This window comes from Paucibacter sp. TC2R-5, from assembly GCF_025717605.1.
Lineage (GTDB): Bacteria > Pseudomonadota > Gammaproteobacteria > Burkholderiales > Burkholderiaceae_C > Paucibacter_A > Paucibacter_A albus.
In genome coordinates, this window is sequence record NZ_JAJIRQ010000002.1 from 19,884 (window position 1) to 34,928 (window position 15,045).

The 15,045-nt window shown below is 62.9% G+C and carries 13 protein-coding genes; 10 read left to right on the forward strand and 3 right to left on the reverse strand.

Going from position 1 to position 15,045, the window contains the following annotated elements:
* Together LNV08_RS03755 and LNV08_RS03760 are read left to right on the forward strand one after the other, a co-directional pair.
* Positions 1 to 413, forward strand: a 413-nt coding sequence (locus LNV08_RS03755) for a DUF488 family protein (protein ID WP_263532331.1), incomplete at its 5' end; no start/stop codon positions are given.
* Between the two features lie 3 nt (positions 414 to 416).
* Positions 417 to 1,013, forward strand: a complete 597-nt coding sequence (locus tag LNV08_RS03760) for a DUF4326 domain-containing protein (RefSeq protein ID WP_263532332.1) — start codon at positions 417 to 419, stop codon at positions 1,011 to 1,013.
* 527 nt (positions 1,014 to 1,540) lie between these two features.
* Here the strand turns inward: LNV08_RS03760 and LNV08_RS03765 are convergent.
* Positions 1,541 to 1,831 carry a hypothetical protein gene (locus tag LNV08_RS03765; RefSeq protein ID WP_263532333.1) on the reverse strand — a complete coding sequence of 97 codons (291 nt, stop codon included), beginning with the start codon at positions 1,829 to 1,831 and terminating at the stop codon, positions 1,541 to 1,543.
* 196 nt (positions 1,832 to 2,027) lie between these two features.
* On the opposite strand from LNV08_RS03765, the gene urtA reads away from it, so the two are divergent.
* From urtA to urtE, 5 genes are all read left to right on the forward strand, one after another.
* Positions 2,028 to 3,299: an urea ABC transporter substrate-binding protein gene (gene urtA / locus LNV08_RS03770; RefSeq protein ID WP_263532945.1), complete on the forward strand. Its 1,272-nt coding sequence runs from the start codon at positions 2,028 to 2,030 to the stop codon at positions 3,297 to 3,299.
* 28 nt (positions 3,300 to 3,327) lie between these two features.
* Entirely contained in the window at positions 3,328 to 4,926 is a 1,599-nt protein-coding gene (gene urtB, locus LNV08_RS03775; RefSeq protein WP_414858676.1) for an urea ABC transporter permease subunit UrtB, read from the forward strand.
* A gap of 185 nt (positions 4,927 to 5,111) precedes the next feature.
* The gene (gene urtC / locus LNV08_RS03780; RefSeq protein WP_263532334.1) at positions 5,112 to 6,212 is read left to right on the forward strand and encodes an urea ABC transporter permease subunit UrtC; all 1,101 of its coding nucleotides are present in this window, start codon (positions 5,112 to 5,114) and stop codon (positions 6,210 to 6,212) included.
* A complete protein-coding gene (gene urtD / locus LNV08_RS03785) occupies positions 6,209 to 7,078 on the forward strand; it encodes an urea ABC transporter ATP-binding protein UrtD (RefSeq protein WP_263532335.1) in 870 nt (289 codons plus the stop codon). Before urtC ends, urtD begins: the two co-directional genes overlap by 4 nt.
* A 5-nt stretch (positions 7,079 to 7,083) precedes the next feature.
* Positions 7,084 to 7,788 carry an urea ABC transporter ATP-binding subunit UrtE gene (urtE, locus tag LNV08_RS03790; RefSeq protein WP_263532336.1) on the forward strand — a complete coding sequence of 235 codons (705 nt, stop codon included), beginning with the start codon at positions 7,084 to 7,086 and terminating at the stop codon, positions 7,786 to 7,788.
* A 20-nt stretch (positions 7,789 to 7,808) separates the two neighbouring features.
* Here the strand turns inward: urtE and LNV08_RS03795 are convergent, their stop codons facing one another.
* Complete coding sequence (locus tag LNV08_RS03795; protein WP_263532337.1) at positions 7,809 to 8,687, reverse strand: urease accessory protein UreD; 879 nt, start codon at positions 8,685 to 8,687, stop codon at positions 7,809 to 7,811.
* Positions 8,688 to 8,925: 238 nt separating this feature from the next.
* On the opposite strand from LNV08_RS03795, the gene LNV08_RS03800 reads away from it, so the two are divergent.
* The gene (locus LNV08_RS03800; RefSeq protein ID WP_263532338.1) at positions 8,926 to 10,287 is read left to right on the forward strand and encodes an alpha/beta hydrolase family protein; all 1,362 of its coding nucleotides are present in this window, start codon (positions 8,926 to 8,928) and stop codon (positions 10,285 to 10,287) included.
* A 54-nt stretch (positions 10,288 to 10,341) separates the two neighbouring features.
* Here LNV08_RS03800 and LNV08_RS03805 read toward each other — a convergent pair whose 3' ends face one another.
* Positions 10,342 to 11,145: an SGNH/GDSL hydrolase family protein gene (locus LNV08_RS03805; RefSeq protein ID WP_263532339.1), complete on the reverse strand. Its 804-nt coding sequence runs from the start codon at positions 11,143 to 11,145 to the stop codon at positions 10,342 to 10,344.
* A gap of 197 nt (positions 11,146 to 11,342) precedes the next feature.
* Between LNV08_RS03805 and LNV08_RS03810 the strand changes: the two genes are divergently transcribed.
* Positions 11,343 to 12,101 (forward strand): tRNA-uridine aminocarboxypropyltransferase, encoded by a 759-nt coding sequence (locus LNV08_RS03810; protein ID WP_263532340.1) that lies wholly within the window; start codon positions 11,343 to 11,345, stop codon positions 12,099 to 12,101.
* Positions 12,102 to 12,267: 166 nt separating this feature from the next.
* Positions 12,268 to 15,003 (forward strand): LuxR C-terminal-related transcriptional regulator, encoded by a 2,736-nt coding sequence (locus tag LNV08_RS03815; protein WP_263532341.1) that lies wholly within the window; start codon positions 12,268 to 12,270, stop codon positions 15,001 to 15,003.
* Positions 15,004 to 15,045: the final 42 nt, after the last annotated feature.

Consider the following 15,045-nt stretch of genomic DNA (forward strand, 5'->3'; position numbering starts at 1 on the left):
CTCAGAAGCCTGCTGAACTTTTTTTCACTTTACTCAAACAGAGTGGGGTGCAACGCCTAGTAGACACGAGGCTCAACAATACTGGTCAACTTGCGGGATTTAGCAAACGCGATGACCTTAATTATTTCTGTAGAGAAATAGCCAATATTTCTTATATTCACTGGGAGGAGTCTGCCCCGCAAGAGGATGCACTCAAGGCCTTCAAAGGCAAAAATATATCGTGGGAGGTATATGCTGCCGAGTACGTTTCTACGCTTCAAAAAAGAAAAATTGAATTATCTTCAACTGCAGTACTTGGGGAGGGATCGTGCTTACTTTGCAGTGAAGCAAAGCCACATCATTGTCATCGAAGTTTGCTGGCCAAATATTTGACAGAAAGCAGTCACAAGCAATACAGGGTGATTCATTTGTAATCTATGGATATTATTTTTGCCGCCTCGCTGGGTATTAGACGCTTTGCGATTGCGCAATGCTTGAATTCCCTTGAGCCCAGAAACCCAGAGCATAACTACTCTTTTTTTAGTGGGAACGAAAGCCTTCGTGACGAAATGCGCTCTCGATGGCCAGACTCCGCTGAGGTCCAGATAAAGGGCAAGGCAGACATGCAAAAAAAGCTAAGGGATGCCGCGCATTTGGTACTAATGTGGGATGGTGAGGGGCTCACGGATGTTCTTTTTGAAGCTCGGTACGAGAAGATTCCCACCAAGCTTTTTTCATGCAAAGTAACCCGAATAGTCAACAAGAAATTGACTGACAAATATGACCTCTATATAGGGCGTGGATCGCTATGGGGAAATCCATTTGTGATATCCAGGGATGATGGTCCAGACAGAATGGAAGTCATTGAGCAGTATAAAAGTTATTTTTTACAGAAGCTGGCGACTGACCCCGCGTTTAAGAGAGGGGTGCTTGGATTGCGGGGGTTGCGTTTGGCTTGCCATTGCAAGCCAGATGCGTGTCACGGTGATGTTATTGCCGAGTATCTCGACGGCCCGGACTCGGTAAGTGATTAGCAAGTCTAATAAGGAGGGAAGGCGGGGCCATGCCTCAAAATACCTCCTCAGTTCGACTCTATTTTCCATGGGATAGCTTTAAAAGCCTGAGGGACTTTGGCTAGATGGGATTCAGAGCGAAATTTTTTACGTATAGGCTTCAACTGAGCCTCAATGCATCGACACACGGGGCTCTTGCGCGCAGCGCAGCACTCATCGAGGCGACGCGCAGCGAGCCGTGTTCTTTGGAATTCCCCTTCTGCATGGGCGAAGAGCGCAGAATTTGGCGGGCGTCGCGCAGCGACCTCAAAGACTGACTTCGCGCCCCCTGTCTGAACGGAGCGTAGCGCAGTGAGTTGGGCGCGGCCCGGCAAATTTGAGCACCGAGCGGACCCGCAGGGCCATGCGGCAGGGGCGCTTTCTTTGCCCTCTTTCTTGTGCGCACAAGAAAGAGGGTCGGCCGCCGGGCCGAACACCCGGCATCGTGCTGAATGAGCAATACACACGAAGCCAGCCCCGAAAACCGAGCCTGGCTCTGGACCGGACCATCAGTTCTCCGCAATCTTGCCGCCCTTCAGCACCACATCGCCACTCGCCTTGACGTCCACGGCCTCACTGGCCTCGAAGCTCAGCCTGCGTCCCTTGATGACGATGCTGCCGTCTTTCTTCATCAGCAAGCTCGCCTGACCCACCACCAGCTCCAGCGAATCGCCCGCCTCAATGCGCAGCTTCTTGCCGACCTGAATACTCAAGTCCTTGCCCACCGTCAAACGGTCTTGACCGTCGATCACGACAAGGCGATCAAGGGGCGGCGGCATGGCGGCTCGATCTCTGGACATGGCGAGGCTCCTCATCGTTAGCTTTGACTGGTGAAGGATAGCGGACGGACGGAACGCAGCCCGTGTACGCCATTCGCCGTATATCCCGTTCAGGCAGCGCTGCCTACATTGAGGACGTCCGCAATGCGATCGATTGCGGCAAGCCTGCCCCCCCCAACACCGACCAGACCCCCTTCCCAGGAGCACATCGACCATGATGCAACGCCGCAACTTCTCCCTCAAGACCTTGGCCGTCGCCAGCGCCGTCGCCGGCCTGAGCTTCACGGGCCTCAACGCGCAAGCCGCCGACACCATCAAGGTGGGCGTGCTGCACAGCCTGTCCGGCACGATGGCGATCTCGGAGACCGTCCTCAAGGACACCGTCTTGATGGCCATTGACGAAATCAATGCCAAGGGCGGCGTGCTGGGCAAAAAGCTCGAGCCCGTGGTCGTGGACCCCGCCTCTAACTGGCCGCTGTTCGCCGAGAAGACCAAGCAGCTGCTGACCCAAGACAAGGTGGCCGTGATCTTCGGCTGCTGGACCTCCGTGTCGCGCAAATCGGCGCTGCCGGTGCTGGAAGAACTCAACGGCCTGCTGTTCTACCCGGTGCAGTACGAAGGTGAAGAGCTGAGCAAGAACGTGTTCTACACCGGCGCCGCGCCCAACCAGCAGGCCATCCCTGCCGTCGACTACCTGATGAGCAAGGACGGCGGCGCGGCCAAGCGCTGGGTGCTGCTGGGCACCGACTATGTCTACCCCCGCACGACCAACAAGATCCTGCGCGCCTACCTGAACAGCAAGGGCGTGAAGGATTCGGACATCGACGAGAAGTACACCCCGTTCGGCCACAGCGATTACCAGACCATCGTCGCCGACATCAAGAAGTTCTCCGCCGGTGGCAAGACCGCCGTGGTGTCCACCATCAACGGCGACTCCAACGTGCCCTTCTACAAAGAGCTGGGCAATGCCGGCCTGAAGGCCAAGGATGTGCCGGTGGTGGCCTTCTCGGTCGGCGAGGAAGAGCTGCGCGGCGTGGACACGAAACCACTGGTCGGCCACCTGGCCGCCTGGAACTATTTCATGTCGCTGAAGAACCCGGCCAATGCCGACTTCATCAGCAAATGGACCGCCTACGCCAAGGCCAAGAACTTGCCCGGCCACAAGGACCGGCCGCTGACCAATGACCCGATGGAGGCCACTTACATCGGCATCAATATGTGGAAGCAGGCGGTTGAAAAAGCCAAGAGCACCGATGTGGACAAGGTCATCGCCGCCATGGCTGGCCAGACCTTCACCGCACCCAGCGGCATCACTTCCAAGATGGACGAGAAGAACCACCATCTGCACAAGTCGGTGTTCATCGGCGAAATCAAGTCCGACGGTCAGTTCAATGTGGTCTGGAAGACACCGGCCCCGGTCAAGGCCAAGCCTTGGAGCCCCTTCATCGCAGGCAATGACGTCAAGCCCGATGAGCCGGTGAAGAAGTAAGTAAGTCATTGAGAGAAGAGCTAGCCGTATGAAGCGCCTGCTGAATTCATTGTTATGTGGTCTGCTCTTGTGGCCTTGCGTCACACAGGCCTTGATGACGCCCCAGCAGGCGCTTGCGCTGGCGACTGGCGACGGCGACGAGCGCAGCGCCGCGCTGCAAGCGATCGTTGCCACGCCGGACGAACGCAGCACAAGGCTGCTGCTGGCCATGAAGGCCGAACAAGTGAAGCTGGACCCCGCCCGCCAACTTTTGCTCATCGTTGACGAGAAGGGCCAGATGCAGGACGCGCTGACCGGCCAAGTGCTAGCCCAGCCGCCAGCCGCGCTGGACGACGTGATGCTGAACAACCGGCTGCGCGGCGAGCTGGATCAGGCGCTGGCCGTTTTGCAGCTGTTCGCGCCGGCGACTACGGCTGAGCGACTGGCCGCCGCTCGATCCTTGCAGCAGGACGCCAAGATCGACTACCTGCCCATGCTGGACTTGGCGCTGTCAAAAGAAGCCGACGCTGCAGTCCGTAGCGAATTGACGCTGGCTAGAGCCGCAGCGCTCTCCTTCAGCCCTGACGTCGAACAGCGTCTGCTAGCGGCCAAACTGCTCGGTGCCTCGCGCAGCCCGGCCACCCAATTGCTGTTGAATCAGCGGCTGGCTGAGGAAACCGACCCTAGCGTCAAGAGCGCCTTGAAGAACTCGCTGCGCAGCCTGGAATCCACGCTGGCCCTGGGCGAACGCCTGGGCGCCTTGTTTACCGGCCTGAGCCTGGGCAGCATCTTGCTGCTGGTGGCGCTGGGCCTGGCCATCACCTACGGGCTGATGGGCGTCATCAATATGGCGCACGGCGAGCTGATGATGATTGGCGCCTACGCCACCTATCTGGTGCACCTGGCCTTTCGCCAATGGCTGCCGCCGAGCTGGTTTGACTATTACCTGGTGCTGGCATTGCCGGCCGCCTTCCTTGCTGCTGCTGCCGTGGGCGCGCTGATGGAGCGGCTGGTGCTGCGCTGGCTCTACGGACGGCCTTTGGAGTCGCTGCTGGCGACCTGGGGCCTGAGCCTGATGTTGATGCAGACAGTGCGCAGCCTGTTCGGCGCGCAAAACGTCGGCGTCGAGAACCCGGCCTGGATGAGCGGCGGCTGGCAGGTCTTGCCGAATCTGAGCCTGCCCTATAACCGCTTGATGATCATTCTCTTTGCCGGCCTGGTGCTGGGCGGCATGACGCTGCTGATCAAGCGCACGCGCTTAGGCCTGTTCGTGCGCGGCGTGACGCAGAACCGGCCCATGGCCTCTTGCATGGGCGTCAACACCGCCCGAGTCGACACCTATGCTTTTGCGCTGGGCTCAGGCATCGCGGGCCTGGCCGGCTGCGCCTTGAGCCAGGTCGGCAATGTCGGGCCGGACCTGGGCCAGAGCTATATCGTCGACGCCTTCATGGTGGTGGTGTTGGGCGGCGTCGGGCAACTGGCCGGCACCGTCTATGCCGCGCTGGGCCTGGGGATGCTGAACAAGCTGCTGGAAGGCTATGTCGGCGCCGTGCTGGCCAAGATCGCCGTGCTGGTTTTCATCATCATCTTCATCCAGAAGCGCCCGCAAGGCATCTTCGCGGTGAAGGGCCGGGCGGTGGAAGCATGACTGAGAGGCTGAGAACTTTTTACTGCGCGACCGCCATGCGTCGTTGGCCAGATGCTCGAAATCCTCACGTACAGGGAGTACGTTCCGGTTTCTGTGCTCCGCCCGCCTAGCCTGACGGCCGCTCGCTACAAAAGTTCTCAGCCTCTGACGCGTCGCACCCAAGTCCATCTGTCCAAGCAATCGACATGACACCGAATCCCCACACACAACTGCTCAGCCCCAAAGGCTGGCTCAGCTTCGCCACGGCGCTGCTGGTCATCTGCCTGCTGGCACCCATCCTCAACCTCTGGGTGCCAGAGGGTCAGGTCTTGCATCTGAGCGACTATGCGGTAGGCCTGCTCGGCAAGTTCATGTGCTACGCGATCTGCGCGCTGGCGATGGACCTGATCTGGGGCTTTGCCGGCATCCTGAGCCTGGGCCACGGCCTGTTCTTTGCGCTCGGCGGCTATGTGATGGGCATGTATCTGATGCGCCAGATCGGCAGCGACGGGCAGTACCAGAGCGCCCTGCCCGACTTCATGGTGTTTCTGGACTGGAAATCGCTGCCCTGGCATTGGACTTTGAGCGACAGCTTCGCGGCCACCCTTATCTTGATCGTGCTGGTGCCCGGGCTGGTGGCTTTTGTATTCGGCTTCTTTGCCTTTCGCTCGCGCATCAAGGGCGTTTACTTTTCCATCATCACGCAGGCGCTGACCTATGCGGCGATGCTGCTGTTCTTCCGCAACGAGACCGGCTTTGGCGGCAATAACGGCTTCACCGACTTCAAGCGCATTGCGGGCTTGACGATCGCGACACCGCAGATGCGCATGCTGCTGTTCGTCATGAGCGGGCTGGCCCTGCTGGGCTGCTATTTGCTGGCGCGCTGGCTGACGCGCAGCAAGTTCGGCCGCGTGCTGCAAGCGGTGCGTGACGCCGAATCTCGACTGATGTTCTGCGGCTACTCGCCGTTCGCCTACAAGCTGGCCATCTGGACGCTGTCTGCCGTGATGTGCGGCGTGGCCGGTGCGCTCTACGTGCCGCAGGTCGGCATCATCAACCCGAGCGAGATGAGCGTGGCCAATTCGATCGAGATCGCGGTGTGGGCGGCGGTCGGCGGGCGCGGCACGCTGCTAGGCCCCATCGTCGGCGCCTTCCTGGTCAACGGCGCCAAGAGCTGGTTGACGGTCAGCGCGCCGGAGATCTGGCTCTATTTTCTGGGCGCGCTGTTCATTGCGGTCACGCTGTTCCTGCCGCATGGCTTGGCCGGCCTGGTCGGGCAAATCAAATCCAAAGGCAAGACCTCATGACCCCCGAGCTGATGGAGCAAGGCAGCGAGCGGCTGCAGCACAAAAAGGAAGTGCAAGAACAGGGCAGCTCGGGCGGCCGCACCGCTGGCTATTCGCGTGTGCATGAGCCTGGCGCCTTGGATCTGGCGCATGGCCGCATCCTCTACCTGGAAGATGTCAGCGTGTCCTTCGACGGCTTTCGCGCCATCAACAAGCTGTCGCTGGACATCGCACCGGGCGAGCTGCGCTGCATCATCGGGCCCAATGGCGCCGGCAAGACCACGATGATGGACATCATCACCGGCAAGACCCGCCCCGATGCCGGGCAGGTTTTCTTCGGCAGCACCATAGACCTGCTGCGCCACAGCGAGGCCGAGATCGCCGGCCTGGGCATTGGCCGCAAGTTCCAAAAGCCGACGGTGTTCGAGGCGCTGAGCGTGTTCGAGAACCTGGAGCTGGCGCTCAAGTCGCCGCGCGGCGTGGCGTCGGCGCTGTGGCACCGGCTCAGCGGTGTGCAGCGCGACCGGCTCGGCGAAGTGTTGACCCTGATTCAGTTGAGCGATCAATGGCAGCGCCAGGCCGGCTTGCTCAGCCATGGCCAGAAACAATGGCTGGAGATCGGCATGCTCTTGATGCAAGAGCCCAAGCTGCTACTGCTGGACGAGCCGGTGGCGGGCATGACGGACCAGGAAACCGAACGCACGGCGGAGCTGTTTTTGTCACTGAAGGGCAAGCATTCGCTGATCGTGGTCGAGCACGACATGAGCTTCATCGCTCGCATCTCCGAGATCGTCACCGTGCTGTGCGAGGGCTCGGTGCTGGCCCAGGGCACGCTGGCCCAGGTGCAGGCGGATGAGCGGGTGATCGAGGTATACCTCGGGAGATGAGCGTTATGTTGCAAGCCAAGAACATTCACCAGTACTACAGCGGCTCGCACATCCTGCGCGATGTCAGCGTGAGCGCCAGCGCTGGCCGCATCACCGTGCTCTTGGGGCGCAACGGCGTGGGCAAGACCTCGCTGCTGAAGTCGCTGATGGGCCTGGTGCCGATCAAGAGCGGCGAAGTGCTGTTCGACGGGCGCAATATAAGCAAGCTGGCGCCCTATGAGCGCGCCCGCGCCGGCATCGGATATGTGCCGCAGGGCCGCGAAATTTTTGCCCGCTTGACGGTGGAAGAAAACCTGCGCATGGGCCTAGCGACGCTGCCCGGTGGCACGCCGATTCCGCCGCATTTGTTCGAGCTGTTCCCGGTGCTCAAGCAAATGCTGCAGCGGCGCGGCGGCGATCTGTCAGGCGGCCAGCAGCAGCAGTTGGCGATTGCACGCGCCTTGGCGGCTGGTCCCCAGCTCTTGATCCTGGATGAGCCGACCGAAGGCATACAGCCCAATATCATCAAAGACATCGGCCGCATCATTCGCCAACTCGCAGACCACGGATTGAACGGTCAGCGCATGGCGGTGCTGCTGTGCGAGCAGTATTACGACTTTGCCGAAGAGCTGGCCGATGACTATCTGGTGCTGGAGCGCGGCGCGGTGATCTCTCAAGGGACGCGCAGCGAGATGGTCAGCAAAGGTGTGCGGCAGATTGTGTCGATTTAGTTTCTTGTCTACATCGCCATTCACATGGACCACAGGCGCGGCGGCGCGGCCGCCATGCCCCAGAGCTCATGCCGCCACAGGGCCCATGCCTGCCGCAGCAAATCCAGGCTCGGTTCCGTCAGCTCGCTCAAGGCACGCAGGACCAGCACCTGCCCATGTGGCGCGGTGACGCCGGCAAACTCTCGCAAAGCATGGGTCTCGATCAGCTCACGCACCGCATCAAGCGCCCGCTCCTGACGAGTGCGACTAATCCCTGAGCCGGCCGCAAACACCAAGGTGGCCAGGCAACGCCGCCCCGCCAAACCGAGCAGGCCATTCATCAGCAAAGCGTCATCGGCCGCAATCACGCCTTGTTCCAGCCATACGCCCTCGACCTCCAGATGCTGAGCGAAGCGCCCGCGATCAAAGGCCTGGCCGGCAGCGGGCAGGCCTAAAGCGGTGATGTCCCAACACATCATCTCGGCCCCCGGCGCCAGCGCAAAACGCGCTTCGTTGCGCGCCTCGCAGCCGGGATAGGCCAAGGCCTCCAGCGGCAGCCACTCAAGCCGCGCGCCCGCAGCAAGCGTAGCGCGCACCGACTGCGTGGCGACGGCGCCCGCTTCGCTGCGATAAAAGCGTGTGGCACCCGGCGTGGTGACGAGGCCATGCGCGCCCTCGCCCACTTGCAAAGCAACCGCCAAGGTGTCGCCGCCGACCAGACCGCCAGGCGGATGAACCAAGACGTTATGGCAGACCGCCTCGCCTTCCGGGTAGAGGCTTTTGAGGATGCGCAGTGGCCCGCTGTGTTCATAGCGCGCCACGCTGCGGCCATGCTCGCAGGCATAAACAATCGACAAGTCGGCGCGCCAGTTCGAGCCGGCGGGCGAACTTGTCGGGGGGCAAGGGGTCAAACTGTTCATGGAATGCTTATATGCAAGATCCGCGCCCGGCCACCGGCAGAAAAATCAAGGGCCAGCGCGGCCTTGCGCCATTGTCGCTGGCGCTGCTGTACCAATGGTCCCAGGCAATATGCAGCCTGTCGTATGTGGCTGGTGTCGATCGAGCCAGGCGCTCAGCATGCGGGTTTTCACGACGACGAGGTTTTCGCCATAGGGCCTTAAGCCGCTCGTTCGCCAGATCAAAACCCAGGAGTTGGACATGCTGAGCTTTCTTACTGCGGCGCTCCTTGCTGCGGCAACTGTGACGACCGCTGCAACGGCAGCTGTCGCGCCGCTGGACGCACTGCCGCAAACCCGGCTGGATGCCGAATTGCGCTGCCTCTTGGGTATCTACGCCCTGCCAGCGGGCAAGGCCGTGACGATCACCGGTGTCGGGGGCCACCCTCGCGGCCTGCAATACACCCTCTCGAACGGCCAATTCGGGAACCTGCAGGAGGCAGAGGACGGCCCGTTCGCCGCTGCGGGCTTGAGGATCAAGTTCGAGCCTTGCAGCGCCGGCACGATGACCTTGGCCATGAAACAAGGTCAGGTCGCCGAGCAGGCGCTTCGTTTGCCCCTGCTCGAGAAAGAAACAAGTTTCTTCAGCGACGGCGTCAAGCTGCACGGCAAGCTGGTGCTGCCGCCGGGTGGTCAAGCTCAGTCGCTGGCCGTGTGGATCGAGGGTTCCAACAACGACCCTTCCACCGATGACAGCGTCTGGCAGTACGAGCTCGCTCGCCGGGGTATTGCCGTCTTTGTGTATGACAAGCGCGGGACCGGCGCGTCCGCTGGCGCCCCGCTGTCCGACTTCCAGGCCCGCGCACGCGACACTGCTGCCGCAGTCCAGGCGGCCCGGCGCCTGGCGCCGGACATCCGCTCGGTCGGCGTGATTGGCGCGAGCCAGGGCGGCTGGGTGGCGCCACTGACCGCGACCTTGGTCGATCTGGATTTCGTCATTGCCGCCTTCGCCATGGCCGAGGGCCCGATCGCCCAGGACCGGGCGCTGGTGGAGCAACAAGTCCGTGAGGCGGGCTTCGATGCTGCCGTGCTGGCCGAGGCCAAGGCGCTGACAGTGATCACCGAAAACATCGTGCGCTCCAATCTACGCGACGGCTTTGCGGAGCTGGACGCGTTCAAAGCCAAACATGCCGGCGCGCCCTGGTTGGAGGCCATACAGCCGCGCTCCTACACCGGCATCTTTATGAAATTCAGCTCCGAGGACATCAAGACCAAGGGCCCCGCCATGGCGCAGGGCTTGAGCTTCGACTATGAGCCCCGCCCCGTGATCGAGGCGGTCAAGTCGCGCCAGCTTTGGCTGTTGGGCGGCAGCGACCGGCAGGCGCCTAACGCCGGCACTCAAGCGATCTTGCGGCAGCTTCAGCTGCAACGACCAAACATCGCCGTAGTGCTCTTCCCGCAAGCCGACCATGGTTTGATCGAGCCGATCCAAACCGCCGACGGTGTGGCAATGGCCTACTCCGCGAAGCTGTTCGACGTGGCTGCGGACTGGATCAAAGCGCAGAAGCTTCCAGCGGCTGGGATGTTCATCGAGATGCCGACTGGGGGCAATCGAGGACCTTGAGCTGGGGGCGTCCCACCCATTCACCTAATGGGCTGGGCGCGCTTGCAGCGGCATTCAATGAGCAATAGCCGCTGCGCTGCAGGGCTCGAGGTCCGGGTGATGCCGTGAGGCAAGCTGCGCCGCCAGAATATGCTGGCTCAAGCCCTCGGCCCAGAGCGCATAACCGTCCGGGCTGGGGTGGAAGCCATCGGCGGCCATGCCGGCCGTGGTCGTCGTGCTGGGATGCCAATGCATGCTGCGCCCCACTTTTTCGATCAGCAGCGCGGCCAAGCTGAGGTTCATCTGTTGCGCCCAGCGGCCCATGAACCAGCGCAGCGGCTGCGGCAGCGCCAGGCAGGCATGCATGGGCGGCACGGCGCTGTGCATCAACAGCGCCGGCGCGAAGCGCAAGGCGATGAGATCGGCCAGGCGGCTCTGCCAGCACGCCCATTGCAAGGGCGCGCACAGGGCGGTGGCGTCATTGGCGCCCATGGACAGCACCACCACATCGAAGCTCGCCTTGGGTGCATCCAGCAGCAGTTGGTGCAGCCCCGGCGAGTCCAGCCCATTGACCGCCAGCACGCACCACTCGACTCGGTGATGCCGGCTCAGGCGGCGCACCAGTTGGCCACAGAGCGCTTGCTCCTGCGTCGGCGCGCCGACACCCGCAGCGCCTGAGTCACCCGCCACCAAGAGCCGGATCAGTGACCCCTGGCCGGCGCTACCGGCGCGCTGCCCCGGCGGCTCGGGCATGCGCGGCGTGATGCGACGCACATGCCGAGCCTGCAGCCACAGCAGCGGCCCCAGCAGCCAGAGCAACAGCAGGCGCTGCCAAGGGCCTAGATTTGCGGGCGGGCGGGTCTTGCGGTGTACGTGCATGGATGCGCCTCGTGCGTGAACCTCGCTGACAAGGTGGAAGCTGGAGCCTGAGCCCGCCGCGCGGCCGGGTCTGTGCGTTCTCGAACGGATGGCAGCGGCCGGGCGGGCAGGCCGCTCCGAGAATGGGGGAGATGCGACACTGCGCGCTCTGGCGCATGCGCGTCAGCGCTCGGACCTCCCGAACCCCCCACTTACCCATGCCCCACGCCGTCTCACTTTTGCGCGCCGCTCGCTTGGCGCGCAGCAGCAAACCTTTTCTCGCCCGTGGTGGCTTCAAGCGCGATCGCTGCGCCGACTGCCGGCTGAGCGTCACGCATTGCATGTGCGCACTGCGCCCTTCGGTGCCGACGCGTGCCGGCATGTGCCTCTTGATGGCCGACGTCGAGCCGCTCAAACCCAGCAATACCGGCTGGCTGATTGCCGATATGGTGGCCGACACCTTCGCCTTCGGCTGGGCCCGCACCGAGACCGATCCGGCCTTGCTGACGCTGTTGAAAGACCCGCAGTGGCAGCCTTTTGTGGTGTTCCCGGGCGAGTTTGTCGAGCCTGAGCGGGTGGTGCACAGCGTCAACTTGGACCATGCGGGCGACGCTCAGCCGCCCAAACGCCCGCTCTTCATCTTGCTGGACGGAACCTGGAGCGAGGCCCGCAAGATGTTCCGCAAGAGCCCCTATCTGGACGCATTGCCGGTGCTCAGCCTGGAGCTGGCGCAGATCTCGCAGTACAAGCTGCGACGCTCGCGCCGGGATGATCATTTCTGCACCAGCGAGGTCGCCTCGCTATGCCTGAGCTTGGCCGGCGAGGAGCTTGCCGCGCAGACGCTGGAGGTGTATCTGGACGTCTTCAGCCACCATTATTTGCAAGCCAAGAACCAGCAGCCTATCGACTGGGACGACGCTGCGCACCAGCGCCTGCGTGAGTTGGCAGGGCAGCCGCCGGCGCCCGTGCTGGCCTGAACCACAGCATCAGCCTCAACCCGCGACCCGCGAGCTGCGGCCCCGCTTCGGTCGATTCCTGCTGTGCAAGTACCGAGTCTCGGGACTTTCACGCAGCAGCGCCGGCACCAGAATCGGCTACGCTTGCCGCCGCTGCCACCACCCAACTCTCTGCTGCCCCGTTGACATGTCCCCTCTCGCCGCGCCCCAACTCAGTCGTCATCTGGTCGACAACCCCAATCTCGGTGCCTGGTTGGAGGAATGCGCCGAAGTGTCCTTGGTGCTGGCGATTGCCCCGGCCGGCTTCGGCAAAACCACCGCCATGCTGTGCCTGCATGAGCGCCTGCGGGCCAAGGGCTTTGCCACCGCCTGGCTGCAGCTGAGCGCCGACGACAACCATGTCGAGCGCCTGTGTGCGCTCTTGCAGTCGGCGCTGCCCAGCAGCAGCGCTGCCGACGGCCGACCGGGCGAGCCGGCGCCGAATTTGATGGATGCGCGCTACACCGGCTCGCGCCTGGGTCAAGACGTGCTCGACGCGGTTGCGGCGATCCAGCCGCCGACCGCTATTTTTCTGGACGACTTTGACCATTTGCGCGAGGCGCGTGCGGTCGACCTGATGCAGCGTTTGATAGAGCGCCTGCCCGCCCATTGCAAGCTCTTCATCACCGCACGCAACGCGCCGCTGCTGCGCCTGTACAAGCTCAAGGCGCAAGGGCGGCTGCTGCAGATCGGCATGGCCGAGCTGAGTTTCGATCTCGAGCAGGCCGAGCTGTTTTTGAACCAACGCCATCAGCTGCAGCTCGACGCGCCCAGCGTGCGCCGCCTGCTGCACGCCACCGAGGGCTGGCCGGCCGGCCTGCAGCTGGCCGCACTGGCGCTCAAAGGGCGCGGCGACAAACCCGGCTTCATCGAGAACTTCTGCGAGCAGACCGCCGACATTGGCCGCTACCTCTACGAAGAGGTGTTCTGGGATCAATCCGAAGAGATCAAGACCTTTTTGCTGCGCACCAGCTTCGTCAAGCAGCTCGGGCCCGGCATCTGCAATGCCGTGGGCCAGATTGCCAATGCGGCCACGCTCTTGCGCCAGCTGGAGGCGCAGAGCCTGTTCGTGCTGCGCATGGGCGCGGCCGGCACCGAGTTCCGCTACCACCCGCTGTTTGCCGAGTTCTTGCAGCGCAAGCTGCGCGAGGACTATCCCGAATGGCTGGCCGATCTGCACCAGCGCGCGGCCGACTGGTTTTTGCAAACCGGCGACGCCGACGCCGCGATCGAACATGCGCTGAATGCGGGCAACCACAGCCAGGCCTGCGACATCTTGACCGGCTATATCTGGCAGGCCCTGGCACGCGGCCACATCAGCAGCTGCAGGCATTGGCTGGGCCAGATACCCCAGGCCGTGCTGCAAGCTCATCCGAACCTGCAGGTCGCGCTGTGCTGGATCTATATCTTCAGCTACCAGTACAGCCAGGCCGGCCAATTGGCCGAGCAGCTGCGCCAAGTGCCTGCCGTGCAGAGCATGGCCGAGTACCGGATGCTGGGGCCGCTGTCCCTGGTCCTGATGGACAGGCTGGGTGAATGCGAACAGGCGCTCAAGCAGTATCAAGACCTGACCCTGAGCGGCCTCAGCGAGGCGACGTTTCGCAGTATCCACGCCTATGTCGACCTCTGCTCGCACCGTTTCGACGCGGCCTTGGAGAGTTCCGGCCGGGGCCTGGCACTGTTCAAACGCATAGGCAGCGTCTACGGCACCACCTTCAGCTACGGCATCAGCACCTACACCTTGCTGGCCCAGGGCCGCGCGCTGGAAGTGGTGGCCCAGCTGGAGCCGGCGCTGGCCGAGCTGAGCCGCCTCAGCGGCCGCCACAGCGCCAGTACTGCTTACGTGGGCGTTTACCTGGCCGGTGCGCTGTATGAGCTGGGCGAATTTGAGCGGGCCGAAAGTTTGGCGCGCGAATACCTGGACCTCTCGGCCGAGCTGGTGTTTCTGGACGCCATCGTCATCACGCACCGGATCTTGTCGCGCGCGCTGTGCCGGGCCGGCCAATATGCCGAAGCCGCGGCGCTGATCCATGCCGGCATCGAGTTGGGCCGCTCGCTTGGCCTGACGCGCATCGTGGCACCGATGCGGCTGGAGCAGCAGTACCAGGTGCTGCATCAGTTCGACCATGGCCACCCGATGGCGCCCGAACGCCTGAGCCTGCTGCCGGCGGCCTGGGACTTTGCCGCCGACCGCATGACGCCCATCAATGATGTGGAGGATCAGGCCTTGGCCGGCCTGCGCCTGGGCCTGCGCGAGGGCCGCGCCGAGCAGGTGCTGGAGGCCTGCTCGGTCAAACGCTTGAAGGCCAGAAGCCTGGGCCGGCGCCGGCGCCAGCTCAAACTCGGGCTTTTGCAGGCTCAGGCCTTGCACCGCCTAGGCCGCGACAGCGAGGCACTGGCCCTGCTCAGCGAGCTGCTCTTGAGCGAGGCCGAGTTGGGCCTGCGCGCCAGCTATCTGGAGGAAGGGCCGCAACTGGTGAGCATGTTGGAGGCGCTGCGCATCGGCGCCGCGCCGCGTTTGCAGGCGGTGCTGGAGCGGGTGCTTGGGAAGAATTTGCTGCAGGAGCTGAGCATGGCGGAAGCGCCCGCCGCCGAGCCAATGGCAGGCCAGGCCCAAATCCATACCGCCATGGTCACGGCGACGACAACACCAACAGCGACGACAGCGCCGATAGCTCCGCGTAGCGAATGCGCTTTGTCGCCGCGTGAGCTGCAAATCCTGCAATGCCTGTCGGCCGGCATGCCCAATAAACAGATTGCCAACAGCTTGCAGATTTCCGAGCCCACGGTGAAGTTCCATCTGCGCAACGTCAATCACAAGCTGGATGCGCGCAACCGCACACATGCCGTGTTCATCGCGCGCGAGCGCGGCTGGGTCAGCTAAGCGGCTGAAAACTCTCTGCTGCGCGGCCGCCAGCCGTCGTTG